Origin of the sequence: Stutzerimonas stutzeri (assembly GCF_002890915.1) — a bacterium.
Taxonomy (GTDB): Bacteria; Pseudomonadota; Gammaproteobacteria; order Pseudomonadales; family Pseudomonadaceae; genus Stutzerimonas; species Stutzerimonas stutzeri_AF.
The window spans coordinates 439,328-457,324 of record NZ_POUT01000001.1; the positions used below are offsets into that span (position 1 = coordinate 439,328).

18 protein-coding genes are annotated in these 17,997 nt (G+C 66.9%); 6 read left to right on the forward strand and 12 right to left on the reverse strand.

All coding sequences use genetic code 11. The features are described from left to right. Window positions 1-43 precede the first annotated feature (43 nt). Genes CXK94_RS02055 through CXK94_RS02070 form a run of 4 tightly spaced genes read left to right on the forward strand, consistent with a single transcriptional unit; the run spans window position 44 to window position 4,811 of the window. Window positions 44-2,287, forward strand: a complete 2,244-nt coding sequence (locus CXK94_RS02055; RefSeq protein WP_102893097.1) for a TonB-dependent receptor — start codon at window positions 44-46, stop codon at window positions 2,285-2,287. Beyond that, window positions 2,287-3,414, forward strand: a complete 1,128-nt coding sequence (locus CXK94_RS02060; RefSeq protein WP_102893098.1) for a PepSY-associated TM helix domain-containing protein — start codon at window positions 2,287-2,289, stop codon at window positions 3,412-3,414. Before CXK94_RS02055 ends, CXK94_RS02060 begins: the two co-directional genes overlap by 1 nt. Then, entirely contained in the window at window positions 3,411-3,626 is a 216-nt protein-coding gene (locus CXK94_RS02065; protein ID WP_102893099.1) for a hypothetical protein, read from the forward strand. Before CXK94_RS02060 ends, CXK94_RS02065 begins: the two co-directional genes overlap by 4 nt. 27 nt (window positions 3,627-3,653) lie before the next feature. After that, window positions 3,654-4,811: a lactonase family protein gene (locus CXK94_RS02070; protein ID WP_102893100.1), complete on the forward strand. Its 1,158-nt coding sequence runs from the start codon at window positions 3,654-3,656 to the stop codon at window positions 4,809-4,811. Between the two features lie 423 nt (window positions 4,812-5,234). On the opposite strand, the gene CXK94_RS02075 is transcribed toward CXK94_RS02070, so the two are convergent. From CXK94_RS02075 to flgB, 12 genes are read right to left on the reverse strand one after another with little or no spacing between them, the layout of a single operon-like run. Next, window positions 5,235-6,275: a hypothetical protein gene (locus CXK94_RS02075; protein WP_102893101.1), complete on the reverse strand. Its 1,041-nt coding sequence runs from the start codon at window positions 6,273-6,275 to the stop codon at window positions 5,235-5,237. 15 nt (window positions 6,276-6,290) lie between these two features. Continuing rightward, window positions 6,291-7,199, reverse strand: coding sequence for a flagellar hook-associated protein FlgL (flgL, locus tag CXK94_RS02080; protein ID WP_102893102.1), 909 nt, complete (start codon window positions 7,197-7,199; stop codon window positions 6,291-6,293). A 21-nt stretch (window positions 7,200-7,220) separates the two neighbouring features. Then, window positions 7,221-8,600: a flagellar hook-associated protein FlgK gene (gene flgK, locus CXK94_RS02085; RefSeq protein WP_037042125.1), complete on the reverse strand. Its 1,380-nt coding sequence runs from the start codon at window positions 8,598-8,600 to the stop codon at window positions 7,221-7,223. Continuing rightward, window positions 8,597-9,616 carry a transglycosylase SLT domain-containing protein gene (locus tag CXK94_RS02090; protein ID WP_102893103.1) on the reverse strand — a complete coding sequence of 340 codons (1,020 nt, stop codon included), beginning with the start codon at window positions 9,614-9,616 and terminating at the stop codon, window positions 8,597-8,599. Before CXK94_RS02090 ends, flgK begins: the two co-directional genes overlap by 4 nt. An 8-nt stretch (window positions 9,617-9,624) precedes the next feature. Next, the gene (locus tag CXK94_RS02095) at window positions 9,625-10,722 is read right to left on the reverse strand and encodes a flagellar basal body P-ring protein FlgI (protein WP_102893104.1); all 1,098 of its coding nucleotides are present in this window, start codon (window positions 10,720-10,722) and stop codon (window positions 9,625-9,627) included. Window positions 10,723-10,737: 15 nt separating this feature from the next. Then, complete coding sequence (gene flgH / locus CXK94_RS02100) at window positions 10,738-11,406, reverse strand: flagellar basal body L-ring protein FlgH (protein WP_102893105.1); 669 nt, start codon at window positions 11,404-11,406, stop codon at window positions 10,738-10,740. Continuing rightward, window positions 11,406-12,191 (reverse strand): flagellar basal-body rod protein FlgG, encoded by a 786-nt coding sequence (gene flgG, locus CXK94_RS02105; RefSeq protein WP_102839274.1) that lies wholly within the window; start codon window positions 12,189-12,191, stop codon window positions 11,406-11,408. The genes flgH and flgG overlap by 1 nt, the downstream gene beginning before the upstream one ends. Before the next feature lie 14 nt (window positions 12,192-12,205). Further along, window positions 12,206-12,934, reverse strand: a complete 729-nt coding sequence (locus CXK94_RS02110; protein ID WP_102839273.1) for a flagellar basal body rod protein FlgF — start codon at window positions 12,932-12,934, stop codon at window positions 12,206-12,208. Window positions 12,935-12,943: 9 nt separating this feature from the next. Then, complete coding sequence (gene flgE, locus CXK94_RS02115) at window positions 12,944-14,134, reverse strand: flagellar hook protein FlgE (protein ID WP_102893106.1); 1,191 nt, start codon at window positions 14,132-14,134, stop codon at window positions 12,944-12,946. 50 nt (window positions 14,135-14,184) lie between these two features. After that, window positions 14,185-14,850, reverse strand: a complete 666-nt coding sequence (locus tag CXK94_RS02120; protein WP_102893107.1) for a flagellar hook capping FlgD N-terminal domain-containing protein — start codon at window positions 14,848-14,850, stop codon at window positions 14,185-14,187. Beyond that, window positions 14,850-15,278: a flagellar basal body rod protein FlgC gene (gene flgC / locus CXK94_RS02125; protein ID WP_014595442.1), complete on the reverse strand. Its 429-nt coding sequence runs from the start codon at window positions 15,276-15,278 to the stop codon at window positions 14,850-14,852. Before flgC ends, CXK94_RS02120 begins: the two co-directional genes overlap by 1 nt. Next, the gene (gene flgB, locus CXK94_RS02130; RefSeq protein ID WP_102893108.1) at window positions 15,278-15,643 is read right to left on the reverse strand and encodes a flagellar basal body rod protein FlgB; all 366 of its coding nucleotides are present in this window, start codon (window positions 15,641-15,643) and stop codon (window positions 15,278-15,280) included. The genes flgC and flgB overlap by 1 nt, the downstream gene beginning before the upstream one ends. Before the next feature lie 100 nt (window positions 15,644-15,743). On the opposite strand from flgB, the gene flgA reads away from it, so the two are divergent. Both flgA and lafA read left to right on the forward strand, forming a co-directional pair. Continuing rightward, window positions 15,744-16,535, forward strand: coding sequence for a flagellar basal body P-ring formation chaperone FlgA (flgA, locus tag CXK94_RS02135; RefSeq protein ID WP_102893109.1), 792 nt, complete (start codon window positions 15,744-15,746; stop codon window positions 16,533-16,535). 481 nt (window positions 16,536-17,016) lie between these two features. Then, window positions 17,017-17,865, forward strand: a complete 849-nt coding sequence (lafA, locus tag CXK94_RS02140) for a lateral flagellin LafA (protein ID WP_102893110.1) — start codon at window positions 17,017-17,019, stop codon at window positions 17,863-17,865. Window positions 17,866-17,997: the final 132 nt, after the last annotated feature.

Here is a 17,997-nt window from a genome sequence, read left to right on the forward strand (position 1 = left end):
GGCATACCTCCCGCACACTTCACACGCCCAGTCAGGCCTCACCATGTCCAGCCTTCGCCTCCCTCGTAGAACAGGTGCCGTCTCCGCCCTGCTGCCCGTCTGCCTTGCCGCCAGCTTCGCCGGTGCTCCGGCCATGGCGCAGCAATCCGCCACCCCGCCCTCGGACGAGGTGCAAACGGCCGAAGGCCAGGCCAGCCCGCGCAGCGAGCCGCTCGAGCTGCCGGAAACCCAAGTGGTCGCCAGCGCCGACGCCTCGGCCGACGGCCTGACCCAGCCCTACGCCGGCGAACAGGTCGCCCGCGGCGGGCGGGTGGGCATCCTGGGCAACCGCGATTACATGGAGACGCCGTTCACCTCGACGTCCTACACCTCGCAGCTGATCCAGGACCAGCAGGCGCGCAGCGTCTCCGACGTGCTGCAGAACGACCCCTCGGTACGCGTCGCCCGCGGCTTCGGTAACTTCCAGGAGCTGTACGTGGTGCGCGGCTTCCCGGTCTACTCCGACGACATTTCCTACAACGGCCTCTATGGCCTGCTGCCGCGCCAGTACGTGGCCGCCGAGTTCATCGAGCGTGTGGAAGTGTTCCGCGGCGCCAACACCTTCCTCAACGGTGCGGCGCCGGGTGGCAGCGGCATCGGCGGGGCGATCAACATCCTGCCCAAGCGCGCGCCGAACGAGCCGCTGACGCGCCTGACCGTCGGTGCCGAAAACGGTGGCCAAGCCATGACCCATGCCGATATCGCCCGTCGCTTCGGCGACGAGGAGCGCTTCGGCGTGCGCCTGAACGCGGCCAAGCGCGCCGGCGAGACCACCGTCGAGGACGAGGAGCGCACCCTCGACATGTTCGCTCTCGGCCTCGACTACCAGGGCGACAACTTCCGCCTCTCCGGCGACATCGGTCACCAGTACCACTTCATCGACAATCCGCGGCCGAGCGTCACCCCCAGCGGCGGCATTCCCAGCGCGCCGGACGCCGAGGACAACTTCGCCCAGCCCTGGACCTACTCGAAGGAGAAGCAGACCTTCGGCACCTTCCGCGCCGAATACGACTTCTCCGACGCCGTGACCGGCTGGCTCGCCGCCGGCGTGCGTGAGGGCGAGGAGAAGAACCGCTTGGCCAGCATGACCGCAGGCAGTTCGGGCGCCGGCACCTTCTACCGCTTCGACAACGTGCGTGAGGAGGAGGTATTCACCAGCGAAGTGGGCCTGCGCGCCCGCGGCCAGACTGGCGACGTCTCCCACGAATGGGTGATGTCGGCGGCCATGTTCGACCTGGAAGCGCGCAACGCCTACGGCATGTCGGGCAACTATGCAGCGGATCTCTACCATCCGTTCGCCGCCGCGATGCCGGATACCGTCTGGGTTGGCGGTTCGATGTCCGCCCCCAACGTCACCGAGCGTACCCACACCCAGAGCCTGGCCATCGCCGATACCCTGGGCTTCATGGATGACCGCCTGCTGGTCACCCTCGGCGCACGTCGCCAGGGTATCGAAGCCAAGAGCTACGACTACAACAGCGGTGATCGCCTGTCCTCCTACAACCGCTACAAGAACAGCCCGGTCGCTGGCGTGGTGTATCAACTGACCGACGAGGTTTCGCTCTACGCCAACTACATCGAAGGCTTGGTCAAAGGCGATATCGCGCCAGCCACCAGCGGCGGGGTCGCCATCATCAATGCCGGCGAAGCGCTGGAACCCTACGTTTCGGAACAGACCGAGGTGGGCATCAAGTACGATGGCGGCAACCTCGGCGGCAGCCTGGCGCTGTTCACCACCGAGCGCCCGTTCAGCACCGTGGAAAACGGCGTGTTCAGCGATGGTGGCGAGCAGCGCAACCGCGGCCTCGAGCTGTCGGTGTTCGGTGAGCCGACCTACGGCGTACGCCTGCTGGGCGGCCTGACCCTGCTCGATGCGGAGCTGACCAGCACCCAGGACGGCCTCGACGAGGGCAACCGCGCCATCGGCGTGCCGCGCACCCAGGCGAACATCGGTGGCGAATGGGACGTACCCGGCACCAATGGCCTGACCCTGACCAGCCGGGTCGTCTACACCAGCAGCCAGTACGCCGACACGGCCAACGATATGGAAGCACCTTCCTGGACCCGCCTGGACCTCGGCGCACGCTACCGCATGGTCGTAGATGACCGTGACGTAACCCTGCGCGCCCGCCTGGACAACGTGACCGGCCGCGATTACTGGGCCTCGGTGGGTGGCTATCCGAATGCCAACTACCTCGTCCTCGGCGCCCCACGCACCCTCTCGCTCAGCGCCACGGTCGACTTCTGATGCGGGCAGCCGCTCTGCGTCGCTGGGGCTGGGTCCACAAGTGGTCCAGCCTCGTCTGCACGCTGTTCGTCCTGCTGCTGTGCCTGACCGGCCTGCCGCTGATCTTCTCCCACGAGATCGACCACCTGAGCGGCGCCGAGATCGAGGCGCCGCCGATGCCGGAAGGCACGCCGCGCGCCCCGCTCGACCAGATCGCCGCGGCGGCGGTGCGTGCCTATCCGGGGCTGGTGCCGCTGTACTTCTTCGCCGAGGAGGACGCGCCGGATCTCTGGTACGTCAAGCTCGACACCCGGGTCGACACCGATGAAAGCGCATCGACACTGATCATGGCCGACGCCCGCAGTGCCGAGGTGCTCGGCGCGCCGGCGTTCGACGAAGGCTTCATGAGCGTGATGTACCGCCTGCACGTCGACCTCTACGCCGGGCTGCCGGGCAAGCTGTTCCTCGGCTTCATGGGCCTCTTGCTGGTGGTGGCGATCGTCTCCGGCGTGGTGCTCTACGCGCCCTTCATGCGCAAGCTGCGTTTCGCCGAGGTGCGCCGTGAACGGGCGCCGCGCACGCGCTGGCTGGACCTGCACAACCTGCTCGGCATCGTCACGCTGGTCTGGGCGCTGGCGGTGGGCTTCACCGGGGTGATCAACACCTGGGCGGACCTGATCTTCAAGAGCTGGCAGGCCGACCAGGTGGGTGCGCTGCAGGCCGGTGAGACGCGGGTGCTACTCGCAGCCGATGCCAGCGGCGCGCCGGCCGTCGACGGCTCGCTGCAGGCGGCGGTGGACCGCGTACTGGCGGCCGCGCCGGGCATGGCGGTGGCGATGATCGCCTACCCCGGCACCCTGCGCGCGACGCCCGAACACGTGGCGGTGATCCTCAGCGGCGACACGCCGCTGACCTCGCGGCTGACCCAGGCGCTACTGGTGGACCCGGCCAGCGGCGAAGTGCTCGAAGCCGGCGCCCGCCCGTGGTACGTCACCGCCCTGCAGTTGTCCGAGCCGCTGCATTTCGGCGACTACGGCGGCCTGCCGCTGAAGCTGCTGTGGGCGCTGCTGGACATCCTCACCATCGTCGTACTGGGCAGCGGCCTGTACCTCTGGCTCAAGCGCGGCCCCGCGCAGGTGCAGGCATGATGCGCATCTGGGCATGGCCGATCATCGTCGCCCTGCTGTCGGTCCTCGGCCTGGTCGCCGGGCTGGTCTCAGAGGGCCTGGGCGACTGGCTGAGCTGGGCCTCGCTCGGCGTGCCGGTGGTGATCGGCTGCCATGGCCTGGTACGTGGCCGTGCCTCGAAGCCAGAACGAGGCGCCGCCGCCGGGATCGCAAAGCAGCAGGCGCGGTCTTAGTCTGCACGACCGTCGCGGAGACTCCGCATGCGCCCACGCCGCCTGCCATATCGCATGGCGCTCGCCGCGACCCTGGCCCTGAGCACCCCGGGAATCGCAGCATCCATGTCCCACGTCCTGATCGGCAGCTACACCCATGACAGCGACAGCCCCGGCATCCACCGCCTGCGCTTCGATGCCGAGCACGGCCAGCTGCAGCCGCTGCAGACCGTCGCCAGCCACAACCCGTCCTGGCTGGTGCTGGACCAGCAGCGCCGCCGGCTCTACGCCACCAACGAGAACGGCCCCGGGCATCCCGACCCGGTCGGTCGGGTCAGCGCCTTCGCCATCGGCGACGACGGCGAGCTGCGGCCGCTGGGCCAGGCCAGCACGCTCGGCGACGAGCCGACCCACGCCAGCCTGAGCATCGATGGCCGCTACCTGTTCGTAAGCAACTACGGCTCGCGGGAGAATCCCGGCGGCAGCCTGGCGGTGCTCCCGCTCGATACGCAGGGCCGGCCGCAGCCGGTGACGCAACTCGCCGCGCACCAGCCCAGCGGCGTGCACCCCGAACGCCAGCGCTCGGCCCACGTGCATTCGGCGGTGCCGGCGCCCGACGGCCGGCGACTGTTCGTCAGCGACCTGGGCGCCGACCGGGTGTTCGTCTACCGCTACGATCCGGCCAATGCCGAACGGCCGCTGCAACCGGCCGAGCCGGCCAGTATCGCGCTGCCGCCCGGCAGCGGGCCGCGACACCTGGTATTCGCCCCGGATGGCAGGAGCGCCTACCTCACGCTGGAACTCAGCGCCCAGGTGGCGCGCTTCGCGCACGTCGATGGCCAGCTGATCCGGCGCCAGTTGATCGACCTCGCGGAGCCCGGCACGGGCGAAACCCATTCGCCGGGCGCCATCCACACCTCGGCCGACGGGCGCTTTCTCTACGTCAGCGACCGCGGCGACTACAACCACATCATCGTCTTCGCCATCGAGGCCGACGGCGCGCTGCGCGAGATCCAGCGCCGCGCCAGCGAAGGTCGCGCGCCGCGGGAGTTCGCCATCACGCCGGACGGGCGCTTCCTGCTGGTGGCCAACCAGCTCAGCGACAGCCTGGTGCTGCTGCGCCGCGACCCGGACAGCGGCCTGCTGGGCGAGACGCTGCAGACCCTGCCCGTCGGGCGGCCGTCGGACATCAAGTTCATCGAGTGATCGACACCGCGGGATGACAGGGCTGCTTTTGCTCTTGTGGGAGGGCCGACCCCGGCGCGAGCTTTTGGCTTCGGGCAGGCCTGCGGCCCGCATCGCCGCGGGGGGTGCGGCTCCTACAACAATGGTGCGCGGAGGATGGACCTGTGCACGGCCTGCTTCCGCTTTGTGTGGGAGGGCCGACCTCGGCGCGAGCTTTTAGCTTCGGGCAGGCCTACGGCCCGCATCGCCGCGAGGGCGCGGCTCCTACAACAATGGTGCGCGGAGGATGGACCTGTGCACGACCTGCTTCCGCTTTGTGTGGGAGGCCGACCTCGGCGCGAGCTTTTGGCTTCGGGCAGGCCTGCGGCCCGCATCGCCGCGGGGCGTGGCTTCTACACAGCCATGATGCACAACTGATCGGCCGTGTTAAGAGCAGGCTGGCGTTCAGGACAGCAGGCTGACCACTGCGAAGCGGCTGATGTTGGCCTGGGCGACCACCGTCTGGGTCACCGCGGCGTAGCTGGAGGGGCTGCGCTGCATGAGGTCGAACACCGAGCGGGAGAAATCCTGGGCCCATTGGCGCTCGTCGGCATCGGCCTGGCGGGCGAGGAACTCGCGAATCTCGCGCTGGCGCTGGCCGAGCTGCTCGCGTAGCGCGGTGACCTTCTCCAGCCCGGCGACCACCGAGTCGAGCAGGCGGCGCAGCTCGCGGAACGAATCGAGCTGCAGCTCTTCGGGGAAGGCCAGCAGCTGCTCTTCCTGGCTCTGCAGCCGCTGGAAGCCACCCTTGGCGAACAGCTTGCCCTCGCCCTGCACCGCCAGCTGGCCCTTGAGCTGCTGCCAGTCGCTCTCGCGCGCGGAGAACCTGAGCCGGCCATGGTCGTCGAGTTCGGCGCGGATACCGGCCTGGCCGAGGGTGGCATTGAAGCGCCGGAGGATCTGCTCGTCGCCGAGCTCGTCATCGAGCACCACCGCCACCGGCTCGGCCAGCTGGCGGCCGCCGCTGAACAGCAGCGTCTCGCGCCCGGACTGGCGGATGGCCTCCAGCGAATCCAGCCCCTGCAGGCTGAAGCGGCTGCGCACCGGTTCGCTCAAGCGCAGTTTGAGGTTGGCATCCAGGGAATGGGCGGAGCGCGTGCCACGCTCCTTGAGCAGTTCGCCGACCTGCTGCACGGCATGCCGGATGGCTTCCTGGCCAGCGGCCTGGCTGGGCGAGCCGAGCTCGCGGCTGAGGCTGAGCTTGAGCTGCGAAAGACGCCCGTGCAGATCGTTCAGGTAGCTCTCGGCGGACTGCATCGAGGACAGCTGCTGGTTGAGCTGCAGGCTGAAGCTGGTGCTCTTCTTGTGGCCGGCCTCGGCGAGCGCGGTATCGCCCGGCACGACGGCACGCCGGGCGTCGGCCGCAGGAGCATCGGGCACCAGCGCCTGCCGGCGCTCCTGAGGGCTGATTGCGGAAACAGCGGGTAGCTGCTTGCCAATCTTCATTCACGCATCCTCGCCTCAGAGCATCCCGAACAGGGTCAGGCCGTTGATTTTCAGATAGGTCTTCTGGGTCGCCTGCAGCGACAGCTGGTAGTTGTTCAGGTCGATGCTGGCACCGGCGTAGTCCAGTCGCGACAGTTCGCCCTCGATCTTCTGGTTCACCAGCGAGACGTCCTCGTTGCTGCTGCTGAGCAGCGTCAGGGTGTTCTGCCGACCGCCAAGATCGGTGACTGCGCCGAGCAGCCGGCCATGGGTGGCGTCGAGGTTGTCCATGGTCGCGGTGATCTGCGCGCGCACGGCCGGGTCGCTGGAATCCAGCGCCGGGTCCTTGAGCGTCTGCACCAGCGCATGTAGGTCGTTGAGCATGCCCACCCCAGCACCGAAGATCTGCGCCGCGGTGACGTTCTCTTCCACCAGCACGCCGTTGGCCACCGCCGCCTGGCGATGCTGGTCATTGCCCTGCAGCACGTAGGCACCGCCGACCAGGGCGATCGCCGGCTGGTTGGAACGGGTGCCGGAGAACAGGTAGCGGCCTTCCTCGTCACGCACGTTGGCGAAGCTGAGCACGGTGTTTTCCAGCGACTCCAGCTCGTTGGCGATGGCCGACAGGTCCTCGTCGGTATTGCTGCCGTTGGCCGCCCACAGCAGCAGGTCGCGGATGCTCAGCATGCTGTCGGAGGCCGCCTTGAGATTGGCTTCCTGCTTGGACAGGTTGCCGGAGACGCTGGCGATGTTGGTACGGTACTGCGTCAGGCTGGCTTCCTCGCGCTGGATGCGCAGCACGCGGACCGCCGAGATCGGGTCGTCGGACGGCAGCAGCATGCGCTCGCCGCTGGCCATCTGCTGCATCAGCTTGCCGAGCTTCTCGGAGCTGTTGTTCAGCGAGCCGTGCATCATGGCGGTGATCTGGGCGTTGGAAATGCGCATGGTGTCTTCTCGTCAGTCGGCTCAGAACATTGCCAGTACGGCGTTGAACAGATCGTTGGAGGTGCTGATGACCTTCATGTTGGCCTGGTAGGCCTGCTCGTAGGCCATCAGGTTGACCGCTTCCTCGTCCAGGTTCACCGCGCTGACGCTGTCGCGCTGGGCCTGGGCCTGCTCGGCGACGGTGGTCGCGGCGGCCAGGTCGGCCTGGTTCTGCCGGCTGGCACTACCGACGCGGCCGACCAGCCCGGCATAGGCATCGTTGAGCGGCACCTGGCTGCCGGCGACGTCGATACTGGCCGACTTGAGCTCCAGCAGCGCCAGCAGGTTCTCGTTGTTGCCGACTTCGCCGGTGCCGCTCTGCCCGGCGGAGGAGAAGGCCAGCTGTTCCGGGGTCAGCGCGGTTACCGCGAGCATGCCGCTGGTGCTGCCGGGGGTGTAGACGAACAGCGGCTGGCCCGGATTGCCATTGAGGTCGAAGCCGCCGGCGAGGGTGTCGTTGACCCTCTGCGCCAGCGCAGCGGCCATGTCGTGCAGGTCGGCCTGGGCCGGGCGCAGCGCATCGTATTCCATGTCGTAAAGGGCACCGAGCGAACCGCCGAGGCCGTCCTGCACCAGCGGGAAGGTGGTCTTGGCGAACACCAGGCTCAGCTCCTGCTCGCCGGCCAGGTTCTGCTCCACCCGCAACTGGCCGGCCGTGGTGCCCGCCACCAGCGGCTGGCCGTTGGCCAGGGACACGGTGAGCGTGCCGTCGGCCACTTCCTGCACGCGGATGCCGGCGTACTGGCTGAGGTCCTTGATCAGGTTCTCGCGGTAGTCGCGCAGCGTGGCGGTATCCTGCCCGGCCGACTCCATCCGCAGGATTTCCGCGTTCAGCTCGGCGATGTTGCCGGACAGCCCGTTGATCTCGCTGACCATCGCCACCCGCTGGCCCTGCAGGGCGTTGAGCTGAGTGCCGATATTGGTGTTCAGGCCGTTGAAGCGCTGCGCCAGCTGCTTGGCCTCGCCGATGATCTGCTGGCGCAGGGCGATGGATTCGGGCGTCGAGCTGGCTTCGCTGAGCGCGGCGAAGAAGTTGTCGAGGCCGACGCTGACACTGGAGCCTTCGCTGTGGATCAGGCCTTCCAGCGCGGTCAGGTACTGCTGGCTGGTGCCGTAGTAGTTCTTCTCGGTGCTGGCGCGCCACAGCTGCTGGTTCTGGAAATCGTTGGACAGCCGGCGAATGCCGCTGACCTGGACGCCGCCGCCGATGCTGGTGGCGCTCTGCCCGCCGAGCGAATGCAGCTCCGGGGCGAGGCGGCTGAAGCCGGGGGTGTTGACGTTGGCGATGTTCTGTCCGGTCGCCGTAAGGGCGATCTGCGAAGCGCGTACGCCGCTGTAGCCAATCTGACTCAAGACACTCACGACAGGACTTCCTTCGATTCGATGCGGATCGGTTGGGCGAACGCCAGCGAAAGATGGCGGCCGGCAACCGCTGTATTTCCATGCAAGGCGACCGGATCGCCCGCGCGGTTAAGCGGCGCCGCCTGCGACCAGCGCGGATGCCCCGGCAGCACGCGCCCCTCGGTATCGTGCAGCGGCGCGCTGGCCTGCAGATCGTCGAGAATATTGCGCGTGTAGTCGCGGGTCTCCTGGTAGGGAATCTTCTGGACCCAGCTGGCCGCATCGATCTCGCCGCGGCGCGGGTCGCCATGGTTCTTCAGCCACTCGTCGACCTTGCCGGGGCCGGCGTTGTAGGCCGCCAGCGCCAGCGCCTGGTGACCGTCGTAGCGCTCGAGCATCTTGCTCAGGTAGGCGCTGCCCAGACGCTTGTTGTACTCGGCATCGCTGGTCAGCCGCGCTTCGTCGAAGGGCAGACCAAGCTCGGCGGCCATGTCGCGGGCAGTGCCGGGCATCAGCTGCATCAGCCCGCGGGCACCCTTGGGCGAGACGGCGGCAATGTTGCCGCTGGACTCGTGTTTGATGACGCTGTCTACCAGTGCGCGAAAGCCCGCCTTGCCCGCCGCCCAGGCGCTGTCCAGCGCTTCGACGCCACGCTGCCAGGTGCCGCGCAGCGCATGCTGGCCGCCCTGCCCGACACTGGCCAGACCGAGCGCGGCAGGCGCCGGCGCCGTGCCGTCAAGGCCGCCGGAGAGCTGCTGCACCAGCATGTCGGCGATGCCGGTCTGGCGCTTGCCGGCCAGGGTTTCGGCCAGCACTTCGTCATAGAAGTCGCGCATGGTGTCCAGCTCACGGCTGCGCATCGGGTTGCCGGCCGACAGCACGTCGCCGGCCTTGCGCATCTGCTTGAGGATCTGCTGCAGGAACATGGCCTCGAACTGCTCGGAAACCATCTCCAGCTGCTCACGGCGCGCGGCGCTCGGACCATCGTGGCGCGCGCGCATGGCATTGAGGTGGTGCGGTAGGGAAACGATGCTCATGGGCGGCCTTACATCACGATCAGTTCGGCGTTCAGTGCGCCGGCACGTTCCAGCGACTGGAGGATGCTCATCACGTCATCCGGAGTCGCGCCCAGGCTGTTGATGGTGTTGATGATGCTTTCCAGGCTGGCGCCTTCCGGCCACTTGAACATGGCCTTGCGATCCTGTTCGACCGACACGTCCGATTGCGGCACCACGGCGGTCTGACCCTGGGAGAAGGGGCCGGGCTGGCTGACCTGGGGCCGCTCGCTGATGGTCACGGTGAGCGAGCCATGGGCCACCGCGGCCGCCTTCACGCGCACGCCCTCGCCGACCACCACGGTACCGGTGCGGCTGTTGAACACCACCTTCGGCCGCACGCGACCTTCTTCCACGTCCAGACGTTCGAGCATCGCCATGAAGCTCATGCGCTGGGTGCTGGTGACCGGCGCGCGAATCGACACCTTGGTGGCATTGAGCGCGGTGGCGGTGCCCTTGCCGAAGTAGCCATCGACCGCATCGACCACGCGGGTGACGGTCTGGAAGCTCGGCTGCCGGACGTTGAGCATCACCTCCGGGCGCTCGCTGAAGTCGGTGGGAATCATCCGCTCCACCGTCGCGCCATTGGGGATCAGCCCGCTGTTGGAGGTGTTGATCGCCACCTTGGAACCGCTGGCGCCCTCGGCATTCACCCCGCCGACCACCAGCGCGCCCTGGGCCACGGCATAGACCTCGCCGTCGACACCCTGCAGCGGGGTCATCAGCAGCTGGCCGCCGCGCAGGCTCTTGGCGTCGCCCAGCGAGGACACGGTGACGTCGACGCTCTGCCCCGGACTGTAGGACGGCGGCACCGTGGCGGTGACGGTCACTGCGGCGACGTTCTTCAGCTTCGGGTCGACGTTCGGCGGCAGGTTGATGCCGAACTGCTTGATCATGTTGGCCACCGAGTGGCTGGTGAACTTCACCTGGTTCTTGTCACCGGTGCCATCGAGTCCGACCACCAGGCCATAACCGATCAGCTGGTTGCCGCGGATGCCCTCGATATCCACCAGATCCATCAGCGGCACGGCCTGCGCCGGCAGTTGCCAGCACAGCGCGACGGCGGCGAGAAACAGCTTCACACGCATCGGAAAAACTTCCACTTAAAGGGGGAACAGCGGGTGGGCGAAGAAGCGCGTCAGCCAGCCGGCCGAGTTGCTGTCGTTGAGCACGCCGCGGCCGGCGTAGGAGATGCGTGCGTTGGCGACGTTCTGCGACGACACCTGGTTGAAGCGGTTGATGTCGTCCATGCGCACCAGGCCGGCGAGGCGGATGTACTCGTCGCCCTGGTTCAGCCGCAGCGCCTTCTCGCCCTTGACCAGCAGCGTGCCGTTGGGCAACACGCGGTGCACGGTGACGGCGATCGAGCCGCGCAGGGTGTTCTGCTGCGAACTCTTGGCCGAGCCGCTGAAGTCGCGCTCCGCCGAAGCCGCGGTTTCGACGTCCGGGTAGGTCTTGCCGAGCACGGTGGGCACGCCGACGCCGATGCTGGACTGCTTGCCGAAGCTGGTGCCGGCGCTCTTGCTCGACTGGGTCGATTCGTCCAGCACGATGGTGAGGATGTCGCCGACCCGCACCGCGCGCTTGTCGCTCACCAGCGAGCCGCCGTAGCCGGAGCGGAACAGGCCGCCGCCGGTGGTCGGCGGCAGGCTGTAGTCGAGCTCCAGCGGCTCGTACTCGCTGGAATCCTCGTCCGGCAGCAGCTCGTCGAAGCTGGCGCAGCCACCGAGCAGTAGCGCGGCGAGCAGGAGGGCGATCGGCTTCATCGGCATCACACGGTCTGGTTGAGGAACTGCTGCATGCCGCTGGCAGCGTCGAGGACCTTGGCGTTGGCCTCGTAGGCGCGCTGGATGGCGATCATCGCCACCATGGCTTCCACCACCTGCACGTTGGAGCCTTCCAGCACGCCCTGCTTGAGCTGGCCGAGGCCTTCCTCGCCCGGCACGCCTTCCACCGGCTCGCCGCTGGCGACGGTTTCGCGGTACAGGTTGCCGCCCAGCGCTTCCAGCCCGCCGGGGTTGGTGAAGTTGACCAGGGTGATCTGCCCCAGCTCGGACGGCAGGGTATCGCCGGCCAGCACGGCGGTGACGATGCCGTCGCTGCCGACGGTAAAGCCGGTGCTGCCTTCGGGCACTTCGATGGCGGGATTCAGCGGCAGGCCCTGGGCGTTGACCATCATGCCTTCGGCGTTGAGCTGGAACTGGCCGTTCTCGGTGTAGAAGATGTCGCCGTTGGGCGCCTCGACCTGGAAGAAGCCGCGGCCGACGATGGCCAGATCCATCGGCTGGCCAGTGGTCTGGATGCTGCCCTCGGTGAACACCTTCTGCGTGCCGGCGACACGCACGCCGCTGCCCAGCTGGATGCCGGACGGCACGGTGTTGATCTCGTCGGCCTGGGCGCCCGGCTGCTTCTCGATGACGTAGAACAGGTCCTCGAACACCGCGCGGTCGCTCTTGAAGCCGTTGGTGTTGACGTTGGCCAGGTTGTTGGCGACGGTGGACATGGCCTTGTCCTGGGCGGCCAGGCCAGTCTTGCTGACCCAAAGTGCGGAATTCATGCGTTATCTCCCGATCAGCTGCCGCGGATCATTCGGTTGCCGGCGTCGGAGAGGTCCTCGGCGGCTTTCATCATCTTCACCTGGGTTTCGAACAGGCGGTTCAGGCTCATGGTCGAGGCCAGCTCGTCGATCGCCGAGACGTTGCTCGACTCGAGGAAGCCGCTGGCCAGCCGCACGTCCTCGCTGGGCTGCGCCGGCTCGCCGTCGCGGGTCACCAGCAGGCCGGCCTGGTTCTTCATCAGATTGGCCGCCGGCACGTCCACCAGACGGATGCGATCGACCTCAGCCATCATCCAGTCGCCGGGCGCCATGATCGACACGGTGCCGTCGTTGCCGATCTCCATGCGGTCGTACTCGGGCAGGACGATGGGGCCACCCTCGCCGAGGACCGCACGACCGTTGAGTGTCAGGCGGCCTTCGGCGTCCACCTGCATGCTGCCCTGGCGGGTGTAGGCCTCGCCCTCGCCGTCCTGCAGCACGATCAGGCCGTTGCCCTTGACCGCGAAGTCCAGCTCGCGACCGGTGGCCACCATCGGTCCGGCAGCCAGGCTGACGCCGTTGTTCTCGATCAGCGCCATGTGCCGGCTGTCGTAACCGTAGCCTTCCACCGCCACGGCCTGGGCGCGTTCGAGGTCGGCGCGAAAGCCGGGCGTGTTGACGTTGGCCAGGTTGTTCGAGCGCACCTGCAGCGACATCATCGTACGGCTGGCGGCCGTCATCGCGGTGTATCCCAAGCGGTCCATGGGTCAGCCTCAGATAGCGTTGAACAGGGCCTGGGTCAGGTCCTTGTTGGTGGAAATGACCTGGGTGTTGGCCTGGTAGTTACGCTGGCCTTCCATCAGGCCTACCAGCTGCTGCGTGAGGTCGACGTTGGAGCTCTCCAGCGCGCCGGAAGCCAGGGTGCCGTACTGGCCGACGCCCGGGGCGCCGAGCATCGCCGCGCCGGAGGCAGCGGTTTCGGTCCAGGCAGTACCGCTGATGTTCTTCAGGCCTTCGGCGTTGACGAAGCTGGCCAGCACCACCTGCCCCTGGAGCATGCGTTCGCCATTGGAGTAGGTGGCGTAGACCTTGCCGTCCTTCTCCACGCTCATGCCGGTCTGCTCGCCCGCCGCGTAGCCGGTGGCGCGGTTGTTGGTGACGCTGAATTCGGAGCCGTACTGGCTGGTGCCGCTATAGTCGAGCTGGATGGCCAGGGGTGCCACGCCACCGGCCAGCGGAGCGGCCAGGGCGACGCTGCCGATCGGCGCGGCGAGCACGCCGGCGCTGTCGAACGTGAGTGCCTGCGGGGCGCCAGCGAGGGCGGTACCGTCGACGTAGTAATGCGCATTCCAGCTGTTGTCGCCGGTCTTGACGAAGTACTGGGTCAGGGTGTGTTCCTTGCCCTGGGAGTCGTACAGCTTGGTGGTGTAGGTGGAGTTGTAGCTGTCCGCCGCCTGCGGGTCGAAGGCCACGGTCGGGACTTCCTGGTTGGCGTCCAGGTTGGCGACGAAGCTCAGCGCGTCGGTGGCGCGGGCCGGGATGCCGCCGGAACGCAGCTGCAGGTCACCGACGGTGCCGGTCTGCAGGTTGCCGGTGGCATCGGCCGGGTAGCCCTGCAGGCGCTGGCCGAGGCTGTTGGTGATGTAGCTGTCCTTGTCGGTGCCGAAGATGCCGGCACGGGTATAGCCGACGTCGCCGTTGCTGGCGCGGGTGACGAAGAAGCCGCCGCCGGAAATGGCCAGGTCCAGGGTGCGGTTGGTGGTGGTCAGCGCGCCGCCCTGGCTGATGCTTTGGGTGGTGCCGATCACTTCCACGCCCATGGCCTGGGTCTCGGCGTAGAGGCTGCCGAAATCGGTGCGCGAGGACTTGAAGCCCACCGTGCCGGAGTTGGCGATGTTGTTGCCGATGGTGTTGAGTTGCTCGTTGACGGCGGACAGGCCGGTCAGGGCGATATTGAAGCTCATGGTTGCGTCTCGACTCTGCTGGATGGAGGCTCGGTGGCTGGCTGCGGCACTCAGGCGCGGCCGGCACCGAACTCGAGAATGTTGTAGAACGGCACCGAGCCGACGCCGTCGATCTGCAGCACCGGGCCTTCGGCGCTGACGCGCACGTTGCCGACCAGACCGGCGACTTCCACCTGCGGGTACTCGCCGTTGTCCGACTCGATCACCACGCTGTACTGGCCGGCCGGCAGACCCAGCTGCTCTGGATCGATGTCGAACGCCACCTGGCCGGGCGCACGGGCGCCGAGTTCGAGGGTGGTCTTCAGGCCGTTGGAATCGGTCAATACCACCGCGGTACGGTTGGAGGCGTGCTCCAGATTGAACTGTCCCTGCAGCGGCTGCTTGCCCAGCTGCAGGCTGTCCACCGCCACCCGCACCTGCTGGCCGACCAGGCCGGCGGCGGTCAGCGTCTGCAGGTTGTCCATCAGCACCAGGTTGTTCTGCGCCAGGCTGGTCATGTTCTCCATGCTCTTGACCTGGGACATCGCCGAGAACTGGTTGAGGAACTCGGTGCTGTCGACCGGCTTGGTCGGGTCCTGATACTTGATCTGCGCGACCATCAACTCGATGAAGTTGTTCTCCATGGTGGTGGCGTCGCTGACGTTGACGGCGCGCGTGACCTGATCGATGGAGTTGCCGGCCAGGCTGCTGTCCAGCGCGGAATTGACGCTACTCATCAGACTTCTCCCAGGCGCAGCAGGCTCTGCTGCATGCTCTTGACGCGGTTGAGCACCTCGACACCGGTCTCGAAGCTGCGGGTGGCCGACATCATGTCGGTCATCTCCTCGATCTCGTTGATGTCGGGGTAGTAGACGTAGCCCTCGCCGTCGGCCAGCGGATTGCCCGGCTCGTAGCGGCGCTTGGGTTCCGCCCCGGAGGTGACCACGTCGAGCACCTGCACATGGGCGCCGCCCAGACCGACGCCGCGGGTCAGCGAGTTGTTCTCGTACACCGCGGCGAACATCGGTTTGCGCGCCTGGTAGACGTCCGCCGGGTTGGCCGCCGCCGAGTCGGTGTTGGCCAGGTTGCTGGCCACGGTGTTCAGCCGCACGGTTTGCGCGTTCATCGACGAACCGGCGATGCGGTAGATGGAATCGAATGACATCAGCGGCCCTCGATGGCCTGCTTCAGGCCACGGAATTTCATGGTCAGGAAGGTCAGGCTGGTCTGGAAATCCATGGAGTTGCGCGAGAACTGGGCCTGCTCGACCGACAGCTCGACGGTGTTGCCGTCCTGCGAAGCCTGGGTCGGTACGCGATAGAGCATGCGCGGATCGCTGCCGGCGATGCTCAGGCGCGACGAGGCGCCATCGTCCAGGCGCTGCATCTCGGCGCCGAAGTCGATGTCGCGGGCCTGGAAGCCCGGGGTGTCTTCGTTGGCCAGGTTCGCCGCGAGGATCTCGCTGCGCTGCATGCGCAAGCCCAGCGCGCGTTCGTGAACGCCGAGTGCGTCTTCAATCCGTATACTCATTCGCCGATACCCTTGAAGCATAAGCGGTGTGATCAAACCGAAGTTCGCTTCTGCAGCATTCGTGCCGGCCCGCCAAAACATAGGTAACCTATTGTTTTCATTGAATAAAAAAGCAAGGCAGCGATGCCTTCACAACGCTCTGCTTCCGCATTGCGGGCGACATGGCGAACGAAGCGGAAAACGCACTTCCGCCTGGGCGACCACCCTGTTGTTGCTGCCGGCGCTGGCCTGGGCGCAGGGCGGCGCCGACCGGCAGATACATCAAGCCGTAGAGCGACACCTGAATGCGGCGCTGCAGCGCGAAGCGAAACGCCAGGGTTGGCAGGACGCACGCCTGAGCCACGACACCAGCCTGCCGGCCAGCGCCACGCGATTGCCCCGCTGCGACCAGCCGCTGCAGGTTCGTGATATGGGCGGCAGCCCGTCGCTGCTCGATCGCCAGCGGCTGACGATCAGCTGCCCGCAGGCCAACGGCTGGACGCTGGAACTGACCAGCCAGGCCAGCGTCTGGCTACCGGCGGTGCATGCCCAGGGCATCATCGAACGCGGGCAGACGCTCGGGCGCGACGACCTCAGGCTCGAACCGATCAATATCGGCAAGGCCCAGCGCGGCTATTTCCATCGCCTGGAAGACGTGCAGGGCATGGCTGCCAAGCGGCGCATCCGTGCCGGGCAGACGCTGACGCCGTCGCTGCTGGCGCAACCTTTGGCGGTCCGCCGCGGCCAGCCGGTGAAGATCGTCGCCAGCCAGGACGGTATCGAAGCCTCCACCTCCGGCGAGGCGCTGGCCGACGGCCAGCCGGGCGAGGTGATCCGCGTGCGCAACGTGCGCAGCGGCAAGGTGATCGATGCCCAGGTAGTAGAGGAAGGGGTGGTGACCAGCACCTTCTAGCATGCCCGGTGCACGGGTACCCCTGGCCGGCTTTGCTTTTGCCTTTGTGGGAGGGCCGCCCTCGGCGCGAGTTTTTTAAGCCCGTCAGGCGAGCCTGCGGCCCGCATCGCCGCGAGGGCGCGCCTACAAGAGCCGCCAGGCGCGAGGTCACGGATTCTGTATGGGTGAGGGCTGAAACAACCGCAGCTTCCAGCTCCGATCAATCACCAAAAAATTGGATCTGTCCGAGTGGGCCGTTGCGGATAGACGCACCCCTGTAGGAGCGGGCCATGCCCGCGAAGCTTTGCGCGCCGGAATATTCGCGGGCACGGCCCGCTCCTACGGACGCTCAGAACACCTCGACACTTCGAGCAACACGCTATTGGGCAGAGCCAAAAATTTTGACGCCAGGATTTAATCCTTCGAACAGGGCTGTCGCCTTACCCCTTCAGCAGGCAGTCAAGCCAGCTCCTACAGCCCACTTAGCACGAAGGAATCCATCATGGCCCTGTCCATTCATACCAACTACTCCTCGCTGGTTACCCAGACCAACCTGAGCAAGACCAACAACGCCCTGGGCACCAACCAGCAGCGCCTGGGCACCGGCCTGCGCATCAACAGCGCCGCCGACGACGCCGCCGGCCTGCAGATCGCCACCCGCCTGAATGCCCAGAGCCGCGGCATGGGCGTGGCCATGCGCAACGTGAATGACGGCGTTTCCCTGCTGCAGACCGCGGAAGGCGCGCTGAACGAAATGACCGACATCCTGCAGCGCATGAAGGATCTCGCGACTCAGGCAGCGAACGATACCAATAGCGCCGACGACCGCACTGCGCTGAAATCCGAATTCGATGAGCTGACCGCCGAACTGTCGAACATTTTCGACAACACCAAATACGCCGGCGAAGAGCTGTTCAAGGACACTGATGGGAAGTTCGTTGCTGACGTGGTCCTGCAGATCGGCTCCAGCGCCGCCGAACAACTGACGCTGGATGTCGCCACTGAAGTCGGAGCGCTTTCTACCGCCATCGGTACCACCATCCCTGGCCTGGCGGGTCTGGATACCGCGGCGAACGCAGCGGCGGCGATGACTTCGATCGAAGGCATTCTCGATGACGTGGGCGCTCTGCGCGCGCAGTTCGGCGCCAACATCAACCGCCTGAACCACACCAACAACAACCTGGCCAACATGAAGGACAACACCGAGATGGCCAAGGGTCGCATCATGGATGCCGACTTCGCTGCGGAAAGCGCCACCATGACCAAGAACAGCATGCTGCTGCAGTCCGGCATCTCCATGCTCAAGCAAGCCGGCCAGATGCCGGGCATGGTCATGTCCCTGCTGGGCTGATGCCCCACGCCGGATCGGCCTGCGCATGGCCGATCCAGTGCTGTACGAACGAAAACGCCCCGACTGGTTCGGGGCGTTTTCGTTTGCTATGCGTGGCACTGAAACGCTTAGTAGGAGCCAGCTTGCTGGCGA

Bases quoted from the DNA above. Each gene is read 5' to 3' on its own strand.
- CXK94_RS02055 (WP_102893097.1), top strand. From the start codon at position 44: ATGTCCAGCCTTCGCCTCCCTCGTAGAACAGGTGCCGTCTCCGCCCTG.
- CXK94_RS02060 (WP_102893098.1), top strand. From the start codon at position 2,287: ATGCGGGCAGCCGCTCTGCGTCGCTGGGGCTGGGTCCACAAGTGGTCC.
- CXK94_RS02065 (WP_102893099.1), top strand. From the start codon at position 3,411: ATGATGCGCATCTGGGCATGGCCGATCATCGTCGCCCTGCTGTCGGTC.
- CXK94_RS02070 (WP_102893100.1), top strand. From the start codon at position 3,654: ATGCGCCCACGCCGCCTGCCATATCGCATGGCGCTCGCCGCGACCCTG.
- CXK94_RS02075 (WP_102893101.1), bottom strand. From the start codon at position 6,275: ATGAAGATTGGCAAGCAGCTACCCGCTGTTTCCGCAATCAGCCCTCAG.
- flgL (WP_102893102.1), bottom strand. From the start codon at position 7,199: ATGCGCATTTCCAACGCCCAGATCACCGCCATGATGCACGGCTCGCTG.
- CXK94_RS02090 (WP_102893103.1), bottom strand. From the start codon at position 9,616: ATGAGCATCGTTTCCCTACCGCACCACCTCAATGCCATGCGCGCGCGC.
- CXK94_RS02095 (WP_102893104.1), bottom strand. From the start codon at position 10,722: ATGCGTGTGAAGCTGTTTCTCGCCGCCGTCGCGCTGTGCTGGCAACTG.
- flgH (WP_102893105.1), bottom strand. From the start codon at position 11,406: ATGCCGATGAAGCCGATCGCCCTCCTGCTCGCCGCGCTACTGCTCGGT.
- flgG (WP_102839274.1), bottom strand. From the start codon at position 12,191: ATGAATTCCGCACTTTGGGTCAGCAAGACTGGCCTGGCCGCCCAGGAC.
- CXK94_RS02110 (WP_102839273.1), bottom strand. From the start codon at position 12,934: ATGGACCGCTTGGGATACACCGCGATGACGGCCGCCAGCCGTACGATG.
- flgE (WP_102893106.1), bottom strand. From the start codon at position 14,134: ATGAGCTTCAATATCGCCCTGACCGGCCTGTCCGCCGTCAACGAGCAA.
- CXK94_RS02120 (WP_102893107.1), bottom strand. From the start codon at position 14,850: ATGAGTAGCGTCAATTCCGCGCTGGACAGCAGCCTGGCCGGCAACTCC.
- flgC (WP_014595442.1), bottom strand. From the start codon at position 15,278: ATGTCATTCGATTCCATCTACCGCATCGCCGGTTCGTCGATGAACGCG.
- flgB (WP_102893108.1), bottom strand. From the start codon at position 15,643: ATGAGTATACGGATTGAAGACGCACTCGGCGTTCACGAACGCGCGCTG.
- lafA (WP_102893110.1), top strand. From the start codon at position 17,017: ATGGCCCTGTCCATTCATACCAACTACTCCTCGCTGGTTACCCAGACC.